General features: G+C 65.7%; 15 protein-coding genes and 1 riboswitch. Of the genes, 12 read left to right on the plus strand and 3 right to left on the minus strand.

The genetic code is table 11. The annotated features are described in order from the left end of the window. Positions 1–111 precede the first annotated feature (111 nt). Both ACFMPD_RS15575 and ACFMPD_RS15580 read right to left on the minus strand, forming a co-directional pair. On the minus strand, positions 112–240 hold the full coding sequence (locus ACFMPD_RS15575) for a hypothetical protein (RefSeq protein ID WP_380996377.1): 129 nt from the start codon (positions 238–240) through the stop codon (positions 112–114). Between the two features lies 1 nt (position 241). Further along, on the minus strand, positions 242–961 hold the full coding sequence (locus ACFMPD_RS15580; protein WP_380996380.1) for a response regulator: 720 nt from the start codon (positions 959–961) through the stop codon (positions 242–244). A gap of 142 nt (positions 962–1103) precedes the next feature. Here ACFMPD_RS15580 and mce point away from each other — a divergent pair, with 142 nt between their 5' ends. From mce to gcvP, 5 genes are all read left to right on the plus strand, one after another. Next, complete coding sequence (mce, locus tag ACFMPD_RS15585; RefSeq protein ID WP_380996383.1) at positions 1104–1508, plus strand: methylmalonyl-CoA epimerase; 405 nt, start codon at positions 1104–1106, stop codon at positions 1506–1508. A gap of 41 nt (positions 1509–1549) precedes the next feature. Next, positions 1550–1825 (plus strand): DUF1467 family protein, encoded by a 276-nt coding sequence (locus tag ACFMPD_RS15590; RefSeq protein WP_380996385.1) that lies wholly within the window; start codon positions 1550–1552, stop codon positions 1823–1825. Between the two features lie 253 nt (positions 1826–2078). Next, positions 2079–2165: riboswitch (glycine riboswitch) on the plus strand. Between the two features lie 196 nt (positions 2166–2361). Beyond that, positions 2362–3486, plus strand: coding sequence for a glycine cleavage system aminomethyltransferase GcvT (gene gcvT, locus ACFMPD_RS15595; RefSeq protein WP_380996387.1), 1125 nt, complete (start codon positions 2362–2364; stop codon positions 3484–3486). Between the two features lie 20 nt (positions 3487–3506). After that, on the plus strand, positions 3507–3866 hold the full coding sequence (gene gcvH, locus ACFMPD_RS15600) for a glycine cleavage system protein GcvH (protein ID WP_380996389.1): 360 nt from the start codon (positions 3507–3509) through the stop codon (positions 3864–3866). Positions 3867–3959: 93 nt separating this feature from the next. Beyond that, positions 3960–6809: an aminomethyl-transferring glycine dehydrogenase gene (gene gcvP, locus ACFMPD_RS15605; protein WP_380996392.1), complete on the plus strand. Its 2850-nt coding sequence runs from the start codon at positions 3960–3962 to the stop codon at positions 6807–6809. Positions 6810–6821: 12 nt separating this feature from the next. Here gcvP and truA read toward each other — a convergent pair whose 3' ends face one another. Next, on the minus strand, positions 6822–7589 hold the full coding sequence (gene truA / locus ACFMPD_RS15610) for a tRNA pseudouridine(38-40) synthase TruA (RefSeq protein WP_380996394.1): 768 nt from the start codon (positions 7587–7589) through the stop codon (positions 6822–6824). Positions 7590–7686: 97 nt separating this feature from the next. On the opposite strand from truA, the gene ACFMPD_RS15615 reads away from it, so the two are divergent. From ACFMPD_RS15615 to ileS, 7 genes are all read left to right on the plus strand, one after another. Continuing rightward, complete coding sequence (locus tag ACFMPD_RS15615) at positions 7687–9114, plus strand: YcjX family GTP-binding protein (protein ID WP_380996397.1); 1428 nt, start codon at positions 7687–7689, stop codon at positions 9112–9114. Continuing rightward, positions 9111–9560 carry a GNAT family N-acetyltransferase gene (locus ACFMPD_RS15620; protein WP_380996400.1) on the plus strand — a complete coding sequence of 150 codons (450 nt, stop codon included), beginning with the start codon at positions 9111–9113 and terminating at the stop codon, positions 9558–9560. The genes ACFMPD_RS15615 and ACFMPD_RS15620 overlap by 4 nt, the downstream gene beginning before the upstream one ends. Then, complete coding sequence (locus ACFMPD_RS15625; RefSeq protein ID WP_380996402.1) at positions 9557–10588, plus strand: YcjF family protein; 1032 nt, start codon at positions 9557–9559, stop codon at positions 10586–10588. The genes ACFMPD_RS15620 and ACFMPD_RS15625 overlap by 4 nt, the downstream gene beginning before the upstream one ends. Before the next feature lie 80 nt (positions 10589–10668). After that, entirely contained in the window at positions 10669–11493 is an 825-nt protein-coding gene (locus ACFMPD_RS15630; RefSeq protein ID WP_380996405.1) for a class I SAM-dependent methyltransferase, read from the plus strand. Between the two features lie 76 nt (positions 11494–11569). Next, on the plus strand, positions 11570–12280 hold the full coding sequence (locus ACFMPD_RS15635) for a VIT1/CCC1 transporter family protein (RefSeq protein WP_380996407.1): 711 nt from the start codon (positions 11570–11572) through the stop codon (positions 12278–12280). 208 nt (positions 12281–12488) lie between these two features. Continuing rightward, on the plus strand, positions 12489–12770 hold the full coding sequence (locus ACFMPD_RS15640; RefSeq protein ID WP_380996409.1) for a hypothetical protein: 282 nt from the start codon (positions 12489–12491) through the stop codon (positions 12768–12770). Between the two features lie 226 nt (positions 12771–12996). Continuing rightward, on the plus strand, positions 12997–15945 hold the full coding sequence (gene ileS, locus ACFMPD_RS15645; protein ID WP_380996412.1) for an isoleucine--tRNA ligase: 2949 nt from the start codon (positions 12997–12999) through the stop codon (positions 15943–15945). The last annotated feature ends 119 nt before the right edge of the window (positions 15946–16064 follow it).

A 16064-nucleotide genomic window follows, 5' to 3' on the forward strand; every position in this document is an offset into this window, starting at 1 on the left:
GACTGACGTCATCACGCTCTAGGCGGCGTCTTCGATGGCGCGCCCGTTCAGCGCACGAGTGACGGTCGCCAAAATGCGGCGCGAAATCCCTTTTGCCGATGAAACCGCGGCCTAGCGTCGGATGGCCGGGGGACAGTCGTCCTGTCCCTGCTGGCGGCGGGTTTCGCGCGCGGCCAGACGGGCCTGGAAATACAGCACCAGAACCAACGAGCAAAGGGAAACGGCAAAGCTGGTCAGCATCTCAGATCGCCCTCTTCTGTTCCAGGCGCTCCTGCACCAGACCGGCAATACGGGCAGTGTCACTGGCGACTGGCCCGCCACTCTTGCGGGCTTCGGCCAGCGCCGCGGCGGCCTGTTCCAGGATCGTGTCATGCGCGCTGCGGGCCACGCCGCCGACGAATTGCGCGACATAGTCCAGGGTCTGTCCGCCGGCTTGCTCGCTGAGCACATCGGCGACATGGGCCATGTCGTCCTGATAGGCGATCGGGTCGGGTTCGATGACCTCGTCGCTGACGACGCGCGGCCCCAGGGGCCGCTGATCCGCCGGCAGACGCGACAGGATCGCGTCCTGAAACACCGCCAGCGAGGTCACCGGCTTGGCCAGGAACCCGTCGGCACCGGCCGCGATTGCCGCGTCCTCAGCGAAATCGTCGCCCGATGTACCCAGGATCACCGGCACCCGCGGCGACGCCTTGGTCAGTTCCTCGATCAGTTCGACGCCCGAGCCGTCGGGCAGGCCGAGATCGGCGATTACCACCGTCGGGCGATAGACTTTGAGATGGCGGCGGGCCGATTTCAGACAATCCGCGCGGCGGATCCGCGCACCGCTGCGCAGACACAGCAATCGCATCGCTTCGCAGGCAAAACGGCTGTCCTCGACAACCAGAATGGTCAGCCCCAGCAGCGGCCGGCTGGCGGTGGAAATGCGGTGCGGGGCGGTGAACGGATCGGTATCGTCCATGTCGGGCTCCTCTCAGCAGACCCGACTCAGGCTAGGGACCGATGGCTAACGCGACGTTAACAGCCGTGCGAATTGGTCCACTTGCCCTTGTGGCGTCTGCACCGCATAACGCAGGCAGACCGCAATCCATTGGAGCTTTTTCATGATCGGACGCCTGAATCACGTCGCCATCGCCGTACCGGACCTCGAAGCCGCAAGGGCGCAATATGCAACCGCGCTGGGGGCAAAAGTCGGCGCTCCGCAGGACGAGCCGGACCACGGCGTCACGGTGGTGTTCATCGAGTTGCCGAACACCAAGATCGAACTGCTGTACCCCTTGGGCGAGAACAGCCCGATCCAGGGATTTCTCGACAAGAATCCGTCAGGTGGAATCCATCACGTCTGTTACGAGGTTGACGATATTCTGGCCGCCCGTGATCATCTGAAGGCCAGCGGTGCCCGCGTGCTGGGCAGCGGTGAACCCAAGATCGGCGCGCATGGCAAGCCGGTGCTGTTCCTGCACCCCAAGGATTTCAACGGCTGTCTGGTCGAGCTGGAACAGGTCTGAGACCGGTTTCGGCCACCCGGTCCATGTAAAGGGAGCCACTCATGGCGATCACATCGGCAATCGTGCTGTTTGCGGTCATCTGGTTCATGACCTTCTTCATTGCCCTGCCGATCCGGCTGAAAACGCAGGGCGATGCGGGAAAGGTCGTGCCCGGCACCCATGCCAGCGCGCCCGAAATACACAACCTGAAGAAAAAGGCGCTGATCACCACCGCCGTGGCGGTGGTGATCTGGGCGACCGTCGTGACGATCATCCTGTCCGGGGTGATCAGCGTACGGGATCTGGACTGGTTCAACCGCATGGGGCCGCCGCACTAGGCGACGCCGGCCCGGTTGCCCAAAGGCGCGCCTTCGGCGCCCGCGATTCCATTTGCGTTCCGGCCACGCGGGCCTTGAGGGGCGGAGCCCCTCAAACTCCCCCTTTCTTTTCGATCTGTTCCGCACATCCCAGCGAAGCCTGGCGCTGCGACCGTGCGTTTCGCGCCGGCTTTTGGCTGCGGCGAGGTTCGGGAGGTTCGGGCACGTCCCGCTTTGCCCACTTGCCCGGGCACCGGCTTGGCGCTACGGTATCCGCGTGTATGCGGGAGAACCGGTCCGACCGGTGCCGAAGGAGCAACCGCCCCGGAAACTCTCAGGCGCAAGGGACCGCAGGCACGCACTGACTCTGGAGAGAGGCGCGCGATGCGTCCGCCGAAGGGATAGCGATCTCAGGCAGAAGGACAGAGGGGGCATCGCATCGCGCAGTCATGCGCGTCAATGGGGTGCCGGATGGTTTGATGAAATCGCCGATATCCCGAATAGGGGGGCCTCTGATATGCGGGGGCGTGGAACCGGAGTCCGGGACAGGAGCCGTCATGACCGATCTTCTGAATACACCGTTGCATGCGCTGCATGTGGAAATGGGGGGCAAGATGGTGGGGTTCGCGGGCTATGAGATGCCCGTGCAGTACCCCTCGGGCATCATGGCCGAACATGTGCATACCCGCACCCGGGCCGGGCTGTTCGATGTCAGCCATATGGGGCAGGTGATCCTGTCCGGTGCGCCGATGGCCGAGATCGCCGCCGCCTTCGAGCGGCTGGTACCGATGGATGTCGTCGGCCTGCCCAAGGGGCGGCAACGCTATGGGCTGTTCCTGAACGCGGAGGGCGGCATTCTGGACGATCTGATGTTCGCCAATCGCGGCGATCACCTTTATGTGGTGGTCAATGCCGCCTGCAAGGCGGATGACATCGCCCGGATGAAGGCCGCGCTGGAGCCGGCCATTACCGTCACCGAAGTGACGGACCGGGCGCTGCTGGCCCTGCAGGGACCCGAGGCCGAGACCGCCCTGATGGAGCTGAACGGCGCCGTGGCGGACATGAATTTCATGGATGTGCGTACGGTGATGCTGGATGGGGTGGCCTGCTGGGTATCCCGGTCGGGCTATACCGGCGAAGACGGGTTCGAGATATCGGTGCCGGCGCGCCATGCCGAAGCGATCGCGCGCCTGTTGCTGAGCCATGACGATGTCATGCCGATCGGTCTGGGGGCACGCGATTCGCTGCGGCTGGAGGCCGGTCTGTGCCTCTATGGCCAGGATATCGACGCAACGACCTTGCCAGCCGAGGCCGGTCTGACCTGGGCGATCCAGAAGGTGCGGCGCACCGGCGGCGACCGTGCCGGCGGATTTCCCGGTGCTGCGGCCGTGCTGCGCCAGATCGACGAAAAACCGACCCGGCGCCGGGTCGGGTTGCGCCCCGAGGGACGCGCGCCGATGCGCGAGGGCGTTGCGCTGTTTGCCGCGGCCGAAGGAGGCGAGCAGATTGGCACGATCACTTCGGGCGGTTTCGGCCCGACGGTCGGTGGACCGGTGGCAATGGGCTATGTGCCAGCCGATCTGGCAGCCGTCGACACCTTGATCTATGGCGAGTTGCGCGGCAAGCGCCTGCCGCTGCATGTGACCGAGCTGCCGTTTGTGGCGGCCAACTTCAAACGATAGTCCAGAAGGGAACACCGGACATGAAATTTACCGAAGAACATGAATGGCTGCTGGAAGAGGGCGAGCTGGTTATCGTCGGCATCACCAAACACGCCGCCGAACAACTGGGCGACGTGGTGTTCGTCGAACTGCCGGAAGTGGGCGACGAGGTCAGCAAGGACGACGAGATCGTGGTGATCGAAAGCGTCAAGGCGGCCAGCGATATCCTGGCGCCGCTGGATGGCGAAATCGTCGAGATCAACGAGGCGCTGACCGACAATCCCGGCCTGGTCAATGAGGATGCCGAGGGCGAGGCCTGGTTCTTCAAGGTCAAGGCCTCGGATCTGAGCCCGATGGACGACTACATGGACGAGGCCGCCTACAAGGACTTTATCGCCTGATCGCATCGGCCGGCGGCAGGGGCTGCCGGCCGATGCGGGACAAGGGGGGCGCGTCCCGCAGCGGCGGGCGCCTGAAACATCTGGAGACATGGGATGCCTTTCAAACCGACGGACTACTTGCCTTATGATTTTGCCAACCGCCGCCATATCGGGCCGTCGCCCGAGGAAATGGCCGAGATGCTGGACACCGTCGGCGCCGAGACGCTGCAGGCGCTGATCGACGACACCGTGCCGCAGGCGATCCGGCAACAGACGCCGCTGGATTTCGGGCGCGCCATGTCCGAACGCGAACTGTTGCACCACATGCGGCTGACCGCGGGCAAGAACAAGGTGCTGACCAGCCTGATCGGGCAGGGATATCATGGCACGGTGACACCGCCGGCGATCCAGCGCAACATCCTGGAGAACCCGGCCTGGTACACCGCCTATACGCCCTATCAGCCGGAAATCAGCCAGGGCCGTCTAGAGGCGCTGCTGAACTATCAGACGATGATCGCCGACCTGACCGGGCTGGAAATCGCCAATGCCTCGCTGCTGGACGAGGCCACCGCCTGTGCCGAGGCCATGACCATGGCGCAGCGCGTGGCCAAGTCCAAATCCAAGGCGTTCTTTGTCGACCGCGATTGCCACCCGCAGAACATCGCGGTGATCCAGACCCGCGCCGCGCCGCTGGGCATCGAGGTGATCGTCGGTAACCCGGACAAGATGCAGGCCGATCAGGTCTTTGGCGCTTTGTTCCAGTATCCCGGGACCTATGGTCATGTGCGCGATTTCACCGACCATATCGCCGCCTTGCACGAGGCAAAGGTCATTGGCATCGTCACGGCAGACCCGCTGGCATTGACACTGTTAAAGGAACCCGGCGCGATGGGGGCTGATATCGCCATCGGCAGTACCCAGCGGTTCGGCGTTCCTCTGGGCTATGGCGGGCCGCATGCGGCCTATATGGCGACCAAATCCGCCCATGCCCGGGCGATGCCGGGCCGTCTGGTCGGGGTCAGCGTGGATTCGCACGGCAACCGCGCCTATCGCCTGTCCCTGCAGACCCGCGAACAGCATATCCGCCGGGAAAAGGCGACCAGCAACGTCTGCACCGCGCAGGCGCTCTTGGCGGTGATGGCGTCGATGTATGCGGTATTTCACGGCCCCAAGGGGCTGAAGGCCATCGCGCAGCGCATCCACCGCAAGACCGTGCGGCTGGCAAACGGGCTGGAAGAGGCCGGGTTCAAGGTCGACCCCAAGGTCTTTTTCGACACGATTACGGTCGATGTCGGCCCGCTGCAGGCGGCGGTGCTGAAATCGGCGGTGGACGAGGGGATCAACCTGCGCCGGGTCGGCGAGCGCCGCGTCGGCATCACGCTGGACGAATGCACCCGCCCGGAGAACATCGAGTCGGTCTGGCGCGCCTTTGGCATTTTCAGAAAGGATGACGTGTTCGAGGCAAAATACCGCGTGCCCGAGGCCATGCACCGCAAGACCGAGTATCTGACGCACCCGATCTTTCACATGAACCGGGCGGAAACCGAGATGATGCGCTATATGCGCCGGCTTGCGGATCGCGATCTGGCTCTGGACCGGGCGATGATCCCGCTGGGCAGCTGCACGATGAAGCTGAACTCGGCGGCCGAGATGATGCCGGTCAGCTGGCGCGAGTTTTCCCGCCTGCATCCCTTTGCCCCGGCCGATCAGGCCCAGGGCTATGCCGAACTGATCGCCGATCTGTCGGACAAGCTGTGCCGGATCACCGGCTATGACGCGATTTCCATGCAGCCCAATTCGGGCGCGCAGGGGGAATATGCCGGGTTGCTGACAATCGCCGCCTGGCACCGCGCCAACGGTCAGGGGCATCGCAACATCTGCCTGATCCCGGTAAGTGCGCATGGCACCAATCCGGCCAGCGCCAACATGGTCGGCTGGAAGGTGGTGCCGGTCAAGACCGCGCCCAATGGCGATATCGATCTCGACGATTTCCGCGCCAAGGCGGAAAAGCACAGCGATGACCTTGCCGGCTGCATGATCACCTATCCCAGCACCCACGGGGTGTTCGAGGAAACCGTTACCGAGATCACCGCGATCACCCATGACCATGGCGGTCAGGTCTATATCGACGGGGCCAACATGAACGCCATGGTCGGCCTCAGCCGTCCCGGCGATCTGGGCGGCGATGTCAGCCACCTGAACCTGCACAAGACGTTCTGCATCCCGCATGGCGGCGGCGGTCCCGGCATGGGGCCGATCGGGGTCAAGGCGCATCTGGAACCGCATCTGCCCGGTCATCCGGCGACCGGCGGTACCGAGGGGCCGGTTTCGGCCGCGCCCTTTGGCTCGCCTTCGATCCTGCCGATCAGCTGGGCCTATTGCCTGCTGATGGGGGGCGACGGGCTGACCCAGGCGACGCGGGTGGCAATCCTGAATGCCAACTATATCGCCAAGCGCCTGGAGGGCGCTTATGAGGTGCTGTATCGCGGCAGGACGGGGCGCGTGGCGCATGAATGCATCATCGACACGCGGCCGTTTGCCGACAGTGCAGGCGTTACTGTAGATGACATAGCCAAGCGCCTGATAGATAACGGCTTTCACGCTCCAACCATGAGCTTTCCCGTGGCCGGCACCCTGATGATCGAGCCGACTGAAAGCGAGACCAAGGCCGAGCTGGACCGCTTTTGCGACGCCATGCTGGCGATCCGCCAGGAAATCGCCGACATCGAGGAGGGCCGGATCGACGCCGAAAACAATCCCCTGAAGAACGCGCCGCACACGATGGAGGATCTGGTCAAGGAGTGGGACCGGCCCTACACACGCGAACAGGGCTGTTTTCCGCCGGGCGCGTTCCGGGTCGACAAGTACTGGCCGCCGGTCAACCGCGTCGACAACGTTTATGGCGACCGCAACCTGATCTGTTCCTGTCCGCCGATGGAAGACTATGCCGAGGCGGCGGAATAGCCGGGCAGCGGCTCAGGCAAACGGGTCGCGGTCATAGCGCACCGCCGCAAGGTACAATCCCTGCGGCGGGCTGACCGGGCCGCAGGCGGCGCGGTCGCGGGCCGCCAGCGCCCCGGCCACATCCGCGGGCGTCCAGGCCCCGGCGCCGACCCGCTCCAGCGTGCCGACAAAGCTGCGCACCTGGTTGTGCAGGAAGGATCGCGCCCGCACGTGGACATGCAGTTCGGGTCCGGACAGGCCATCGGTGGTTTCGACGCGTAATTCATCCAGCGTTTTCACCGGGCTGGCCGCCTGGCACATGGTGCTGCGAAAGGTGGTAAAGTCATGTCGGCCGATCAGGCGGTCGGCGGCCTGTTGCATCGCGGTGGCGTCCAGCCGGTGATTGATCCGCCAGACCTGACCGGCGTCATGGGTCGCCGGCGCCCGGCGCATCAGGATGCGAAACAGATAGCGCCGCTCGACCGCCGAAAACCGCGCATGCCAGTCCTCGGCGACCCGGGCACAGGCAACAATCGCCACGGGGGCGGGTTTCAGGTGGTGGTTCAGCGCCTCGGACAGGCGGAACGGATCCCAGTCGCGCGCCATGTCGCACTGCGCCACCTGACCCAGCGCATGCACCCCGGCATCGGTGCGCCCGGCGGCGGCGATGGTGTGTGCACCGGGCTGCAGCCGGGCCAGTGCGGCCTCGATGGCGCCCTGAACCGTGGGCAGATCCTTTTGCCTCTGCCAGCCGGCAAAGGGGGCGCCCTGGTATTCGACTTTCATGGCATAACGCGGCATGGCCGCGCTGCTACCCCGTGCCGGGCGCGACGGCAAGGCTGGTATCGCGCCGGTCGTCTGCCTATCTTGAGGAAAATATTTGGGGCAGGGCGCGGATTTGGTCATTTCCAACCTTGCCGACGGTCTGGTGCGCGGCATCGAAACCGTCGGCGACACGATATCTGAAACGCTGTTTGAACCGGTGATCCGCCTGGGCGTCACCGGGCTGGCGCGCTCGGGCAAGACGGTGTTCATCACCTCGCTGGTGGCCAACCTGATGGACCGGGGCCGCATGCCCGGTCTGGCGGCGGCGCAAGAGGGCCGCATCGAGGCCGCCTTTCTGCAGCCCCAGCCCGACGACACGGTGCCGCGATTCGACTATGAAACCCATCTGGCCGCGCTGACCTCGTCAGTACCGCACTGGCCCGACAGCACCCGGGCGATCTCGGAACTGCGGCTGTCGCTGCGGGTACGCCCCACGGGGCTGCTGGCCGGGCTGCAGGGGCCGCGCACGGTGCATCTGGACATCGTCGACTATCCCGGCGAATGGCTGCTGGATCTGGCCTTGCTGGAAAAATCCTATGCGCAATGGTCGACCGAGACGCTGGCGCGCATGCAGGGGCGGCCACAGGCCGACGCCTATCGCGCGCTGATAGACACCGAGGATGGCAGTGCCGAACTGGAAGAGACCCGCGCCCAGGCACTGGCCCGTGACTTTACCGCCTATCTGGCGGCGCTGCGCGATGCCGGGTATTACGACTGCACGCCGGGGCGGTTCCTGTTGCCCGGCGATCTGGCCGGCTCGCCGGTTCTGACCTTTGCGCCGCTGACGCCGCTGGACAGCGCGCCGCGCCGCTCGCTCTGGCGCGAGATGGAGCGGCGGTACGAAGCCTATAAGGGGCAGGTGGTGAAACCGTTCTTTCGCGACCATTTCGCCCGCATCGACCGGCAGGTCGTGCTGGTCGATGCGCTGGGTGCGATCCACAAGGGGCCGCGCGCGGTCGAGGACATGCGGGGCGCGATGGCCGACATCCTGGGCGCCTTTCGCCCCGGCACCAACGCCTTTCTGACCCGGCTGCTGCTGGGCAAGCGGGTGGAACGCATCCTGTTCGCCGCCACCAAGGCGGATCACCTGCATCACCAGCAGCATGCCCGCCTGACCGCGATCATGCAGGCCCTGACCCGCGAGGCGCGCGACCGGGCGCGGTTCGCCGGGGCCGAGACTGCCGCGATGTCCATCGCCGCCCTGCGCGCGACCACCGAAGAGATGCGATCCCATGACGGGCACGAACTGGCCTGCGTGCGCGGCACCCTGCTGAACCCGGATGGCAGCCGGGGCAAGGCCAGCGCCATGTATCCGGGCGAATTGCCCGCGGATCCGGCGCGCCTGCTGGGGCCGGCGCGCGACGGGGCCGAGACCTGGCTGGACGCGGATTACCGGATCATGGGTTTTGCGCCCGCGCCGCTGACCCTGAGGCCCGGCGACGGGCCGCCGCATGTGCGGCTGGACCGGGCCGCGCAATTTCTGATCGGTGACCGGCTGTGAGTATCGCGCTGCGCGCGGCCAGGCCGCTGGATGCCGGCGCCACCGGTGACATCCTGTGGCGTTTCCAGGATCGCACCGACTGGATACCGGCGTTGTATTCGGCGGCACAGACCATTGCCTTTTGCGGTCAGATGATCGACCGCGGCTGGGTGACCGTCGCAACCGAGAACGGCCGCGTTCAGGGCTTTCTGGCTCGGGACGGACAGGAGATCTGCGGGCTCTATCTGGACGAAGCGGCGCGTGGCCGTGGCATCGGTTGGCTGCTGCTGCGGGACGCTCAGCGTCACGCCCGGCGGTTGCGGCTGCGCAGCTTTGCGGCCAATGGCCGGGCGCGCGATTTTTACCGGCGTGCCGGTTTTGTGCCCGTGGCCCATGGCGACGGGCGCGACAATGACGAAAACCTGCCCGACATCGCCTATGTCTGGCACAAGGAGGTGGCCGCATGACACAGGGCCCCGTGCTGTTCGATCTGGAAGACAAGGACCCGCCGGTCTCGGTGGCCGATGCGCCGCCGGTGCCCGACCCGTCGGGTCCGGCGGACCGATCCGAGCAGTCAGACCTGCCGGCGCCGGACGGGCAGGCGATGCAATTGGCGGCGCGGGTGGCGGCGCGGCGCCCGTCGCGGCTGGCGCGATGGTTCTGGGGGCTGGTCGCGGCGGTGCTGGGCGCGATGATCTCGGTCGCGACCTGGGATTTCGCCACCGGCCTTGTCGCCCGCGCCCCGGTTCTGGGCTGGATCGTCACCGGGTTGGTCGGCGCGCTGCTGCTGGTGCTGCTAATCATGGCCCTGCGCGAGGCGGCGGCCATCGGGCGGCTGCGGCGCATCGACGGTCTGCATCGCGCCGCCGATGCCGCGCTGGCCGAAGACGACCTGTCCGGCGCGCGCGCGGTCGCAGACCGGTTGCTGGCCTTTTATGCCGGGCGTGACGACACGAAATGGGGGCGGCAGCGTCTGTGCGAACGGGCGGACGAGCAATTCGACGCCGCGGCCGTGCTGGCCCTGGCCGAGGACGAATTGCTGGCGCCACTGGACCGGGCCGCCAGCCGCGAGGTCGAGGCCGCCGCGCGCCAGGTCGCGACGGTGACCGCGCTGGTGCCACTGGCGCTGGCCGATGTCGCCGCGGCGCTGACCGCAAACCTGCGGATGATCCGCCGTGTCGCCGAGATCTATGGCGGGCGCTCGGGGCTGATCGGCAGCTGGCGCCTGACCCGCGCAGTGTTCGCGCATCTGCTGGCCACCGGCGCCGTGGCGGTGGGCGACGATCTGCTGGAACCGGTTCTGGGGGGCTCGATTCTGTCGAAACTGTCGCGCCGCTTTGGCGAGGGGCTGGTCAATGGCGCCCTGACCGCCCGGGTCGGTGTGGCGGCGATCGAGGTTTGCCGGCCTCTGCCGTTTTCGGGCAAACGCCGCCCCTCGGTGCGCGGCATCGTCAAGCGGGCGCTGGGCGGGATTTTTGGCGGCACATCCGCCTGAGCGCGCCATTCCGGTGCCCACGGCCTTTTCGTTCGGCGCCGATCTGTGGTAGCCTGACGACGGATTGGTTGGGGAACACAATGCCGGAAACATCAGAAGTTGCTGCATATTATGCCAGCGGATCGCTGCGCGACAGGATCGTTGCGGGGTTGGAACAGGCAGGGGCCAGGCCACCGCTGAATCTGGACACGCTGGCCCAGTTCGACGAATTCCATATCGGCGGCCGCCCGGCCACCAAGGCCTTTGTGCAGCGGCTGGGCCTGAGCGCCGGCAGTCGCATTCTGGATCTTGGCTGTGGTCTGGGCGGACCGGCGCGATTCATCGCCAAGACCACAGGCGCGCGGGTGACCGGGATCGATCTGACCCGGGAATTCGTCGAGGTGGGGCGCGAACTGACCGGGATGGTGCTGATGGTGGACCGGGTCGAACTGGTTCAGGGCAGTATTCTCGACCTGCCATTTCAGGGCGACCGGTTCGACGTGGCCTACATGATCCATGTGGGCATGAATATTGCCGACAAGGCGGCACTGGCGGCCGAAGCGGCCCGGGTGCTGAAGCCCGGCGGCCTGTTCGCCATTTACGACGTGATGGCCACCGGTACGGCACCGCCGACATATCCGGTACCCTGGGCCAGCAGCGCAGACCAGAGCGCCCTGGCCACGCCGGCCAACTATCGCGCGGCGCTGGAGGGGGCCGGGTTCCGGATCGAGTCCGAGACCGACCGCACGGCGTTCGCCCAGGCGGTTTTCGCGAAACGCGCGGAACTGCAGGCCGACGGCTTGCCGGTCCTGGGCCAGCATCTGGTGATGGGGCCGGACAGCGCCACCAAGATCGCCAATCTCGAGTCGGCCATCAATGACGGCCGACTAGCCCCGGTCGAGATCATCGCCCGTCTGCCCGAATAGGCCGGGCTTGATCTGCCGCAAGGCAGACCCGCGCGGGACTGCGGCAGACTTCCGGCGACGCAGCCGGAGAGCGATCATGGTGGATCACGGACATAGCCCGCAGGAAATCGCGGCACGTATCGGCGCCCCTCAGGGCCGCGGCGTGCTGCGCGATCTGGTCTATGGGGCCATAGACGGGTCGGTGACCACATTCGCCATCGTCGCCGGGGTTGCCGGGGCCGGCCTGTCGCCCTTTGTCATCGTCGCGCTGGGGCTGGCCAATGTGCTGGCCGACGGCTTCTCGATGGCGGCGGGCAATTATTCCGGCACCAAGGCAGAGCAGGACAATATCCGCCGCATCCGCGCCATAGAGGAACGCCACATCGCCCGCTATCCGGATGGCGAGCGTCTGGAGGTGGCGGAAATCCTGGCGCAAAAGGGGCTCAGCGGCCAGGTGTTGCAGGATGCCACCACGGCGATTACCGCCGACAAGGACACCTGGATCGGGCTGATGCTCGAGGGCGAATACGGTCTGGGTGGCATCGATCCGAACCCGATGCGCGCCGCACTGGCGACCTTTGGCGCCTTTCTGGTCGCCGGCCTGATTCCGCTTTTGCCCTTTCTTTTCGGTCTGCCCGGGGCGTTCAACCTGTCGGCGCTGATGACCATGGGCGTGTTCTTTGCCATCGGGGCCCTGAAAAGCCGCTGGTCGCTGGCGCCGTGGTGGCGTTCGGGTGTCGAGACCTTGCTGATTGGCGGTGTGGCGGCGGGGATCGCCTATGCGGTGGGCACGTTGTTTCACGCCTGAACCGGAATTTTCAGGCGGCCCTGCAGGCGGTAGCGACTCGCAGATGGTCCGCAACTGCCGAGTTCTGTTCTGTTTCCAAACGCGGAAAAATCCGTCCGGCAGAGACTCATTGGGCGGCACAGGGGGGGGAATTGCGGCGCAATTGTGGCAGAGATTTTGCGACCGGCGGCGCCCCGTGCAAAGCTTATGCGCATTCGGGGGAGCCAGGATGACAGAAACCACGAACAGAAAACGGCATCTGCAACGCATTGCGGATCAAAAGATCGCCCGAACGGCCCGGGACCGCCGGCGCCGGGCACTGGAGTCGATCTCGTATTACAGCATCATCGTGACCGCCGATGGCAACGTGACCCGCGAAATCAGCGCCAATGCGCCGCCGACCCTGTCTGAACTGGCGGAACTGGCCGGGGGCGACGCCTATGTCGTTTCGGTGGGCGTGCGCCGCAGACCCCGCACCCGGCGCACCGTGCTGCGCCTGGTATCGGAATAAGCGCTCTGCAAGGAGCCCGCACCGGTGCGGCGCCACCGCTGGTTTCCGCCACTGGACGATAACGGCCCGCGCGCCTATAACGCCGCGCATGAGCCGTTTTTGTCTCATCCTCATTCGAATTACCTCCCCGGCGCTCTGATCCTGAGACGCCGGGCAAAGGTGTTCGAGCCCTCGCACCGACCGCTTGCATCATATCCCGATACGACTGATTCAAAGGACGCCACCCATGTGCGCCGATACGACGATTGAAACGCCCGACTACAAATCGACCCTGAACCTGCCCAAGACCGGCTTTCCGATGCGCGCCGGCCTGCCCAAGCGCGAGCCCGAATGGCTGGCCCGCTGGGAGCGGATCGAAATCTATGACCGGTTGCGCGAAAAAACGGGCCGCACCCCGTTCACGCTGCATGACGGGCCGCCCTATGCCAACGGGCACCTGCATATCGGCCACGCGCTGAACAAAACGATCAAGGACATGATCGTTCGCAGCCACCAGATGATGGGATTTGACGCGCGCTATGTGCCGGGCTGGGATTGCCACGGCCTGCCGATCGAGTGGAAGATCGAGGAACAGTACCGCGCCAAGGGGCTGGACAAGGATGCGGTGCCGATCAACGATTTCCGCGCCGAATGCCGCAAGTTCGCCGAAGGCTGGATCAACATCCAGCGCGAGGAATTCAAACGTCTGGGCGTCACCGGCAACTGGGCCGATCCGTACCTGACGATGGATTTCCACGCCGAGCGGGTGATCGCCGAGGAGTTCCAGAAATTCCTGATGAACGGCACGCTCTATCAGGGCAGCAAGCCGGTGATGTGGTCGCCCGTCGAACAGACCGCCCTGGCCGAGGCCGAGGTCGAGTATCACGACAAGGAAAGCTTTACCATCTGGGTCAAGTTCAGGGTCGTGGGCGCCACGGGGTCGACATCGTCGGCGGCCGGGCCAGCCGACGACCTGCTGGGCGCTTCTGTCGTGATCTGGACCACCACCCCCTGGACCATCCCGTCGAACAAGGCGGTGGTTTACGGTCAGGACTTTGCCTATGGCCTTTACGAGGTCACCGGCACGCCCGCGGAATCCTGGGCCAGGGTCGGCGACCGGTTCCTGCTGGCCGACAGGCTGGCGGCGGATGTGATGGCGCGCGCGCGGCTCGAGGACGACATGTGGACCCGGGTGCGGGATGTCAGCGCCGCGGAACTATCCGGCCTGTCGCTGATGCACCCGCTGGCCGGGGTCGAGGGCGGCGATGCCGAGTGGGATGAACCGCGCGATTTCCGGGCCGCGCCCTTTGTTACCGACGAGGAAGGCACCGGGTTCGTGCATTGCGCGCCCAGCCACGGGATGGAGGAATTCGAGCTTTATCGCGATCTCGGAATGCTGCAGCAGGTGATCACCTACAACGTCGATCCCGACGGGCGGTTCCGCGCCGATCTGCCGCTGTTCGGCGGCAAGGCGATCCTGAAACCGAACGGCAAGGAGGGCGATGCCAACAAGGCGGTGATCGACAAGCTGGCCGAGGTCGGCGGACTGCTGGCGCGCGGCAAGATCAAGCACAGTTACCCGCATAGCTGGCGGTCCAAGGCGCCGGTGATCTATCGCAACACGCCGCAATGGTTCGCCGCCATCGACCGCACGGTCGGCGACGGGCAGGACGAGTATGGCACCACCATCCGCGAACGCGCCCTGAACAGCATCGACCAGTTGGTGAAATGGACCCCCAAAACCGGGCGCAACCGGCTGTACAGCATGATCGAGGCGCGGCCCGACTGGGTGCTCAGCCGCCAGCGCGCCTGGGGCGTGCCGCTGACCTGTTTCGTGAAAAAGGGGGCGCTGCCGACCGACGCCGATTACCTGTTGCGCGATGCAGACGTGAACGCCCGCATTCTGGAGGCGTTCGAGGCCGAGGGCGCGGATGCCTGGTATGCCGAGGGCGCCAAGGCACGTTTCATCGGCAATGCCGCCGACCCCGAGGACTATGATCAGGTGTTTGACGTGCTGGACGTGTGGTTTGACAGCGGGTCGACCCATGCCTTTGTGCTGCGCGACCGCGCCGACGGCACGGCGGACGGCATCGCCGATGTCTATATGGAGGGCACCGACCAGCATCGCGGCTGGTTCCACTCCTCGATGCTGCAGGCCTGCGGCACGTTGGGGCGGGCGCCCTATCGCAACGTGGTCACGCATGGTTTTACCCTGGACGAAAAGGGCGCCAAGATGTCCAAATCGCTGGGAAATACCATCGTGCCGGAAACCGTGGTCAAGCAATATGGCGCGGATATCCTGCGCCTGTGGGTGGCCCAGACCGATTACACAAGCGATCAGCGCATCGGCCCGGAAATCCTGAAAGGCGTGGCCGACAGCTATCGGCGGCTGCGCAACACCATGCGCTTCATGCTGGGCTCGCTGGCCGATTTTGCGGACACCGATCGGGTCGCGCCGGCGGACATGCCGGAACTGGAGCGCTGGGTGCTGCACCGCCTGGCGGAACTGGACGAGACCGTGCGCCAGGGCTATGCCGCGTTCGATTTCCAGGGCGTGTTCCAGGCGGTGTTCACCTTTGCCACGGTCGATCTCAGCGCGTTCTATTTCGACATCCGCAAGGACGCGCTGTATTGCGACGGCGACACGACGCGCCGCCGTGCCGCGCGCACGGTGCTGGATATCCTGTTTCACCGCCTCACCACCTGGCTGGCGCCGATTCTGGTCTTCACCATGGAAGAGGTCTGGCTGGAACGCTTCCCGGGCGAGGACAGTTCGGTGCATCTGGTGGACATGCCGGACACGCCCACCGACTGGCGCGATCCCGAGCTGGCGGCGAAATGGTCGGCGATCCGTCAGGCTCGCCGGGTGGTGACCGCCGCGCTCGAGGTGCAGCGCACCGACAAAGTGATCGGCGCCAGCCTTGAGGCCGCGCCGGTCGTGCATGTGCGCGAAGCCGAGACGTTGGCGGCGCTGAAATCGGTGCCGTTCGACGACATCTGCATCACCTCGGGGCTGACCCTGACCGCAGATCCCAGCCCGGCCGAAGCGTTCCGCCTGCCGGAAATCGAGGGGATCGGCGTGGTCTTTGAAAAGGCCGACGGCAAGAAATGCCAGCGCTGCTGGAAGATTCTGCCCGATGTCGGCCGTCACGATCATCCGGGCGTTTGCAGCCGCTGCCAGGACGCGCTGGCTTAGCAACGTGGCGCCGCGCCGCCGTTTCCGGGCCTGTCGGGTCCGTTGCCGGCGGCGCGGCGTTGACCTTGGCGATCCGGGCTGCGCAAATGCACTCAGTGCATACGGATCGGACAGCGTGC

This window comes from Sedimentitalea sediminis, assembly GCF_042687825.1.
Classification (GTDB): domain Bacteria; phylum Pseudomonadota; class Alphaproteobacteria; order Rhodobacterales; family Rhodobacteraceae; genus Sedimentitalea.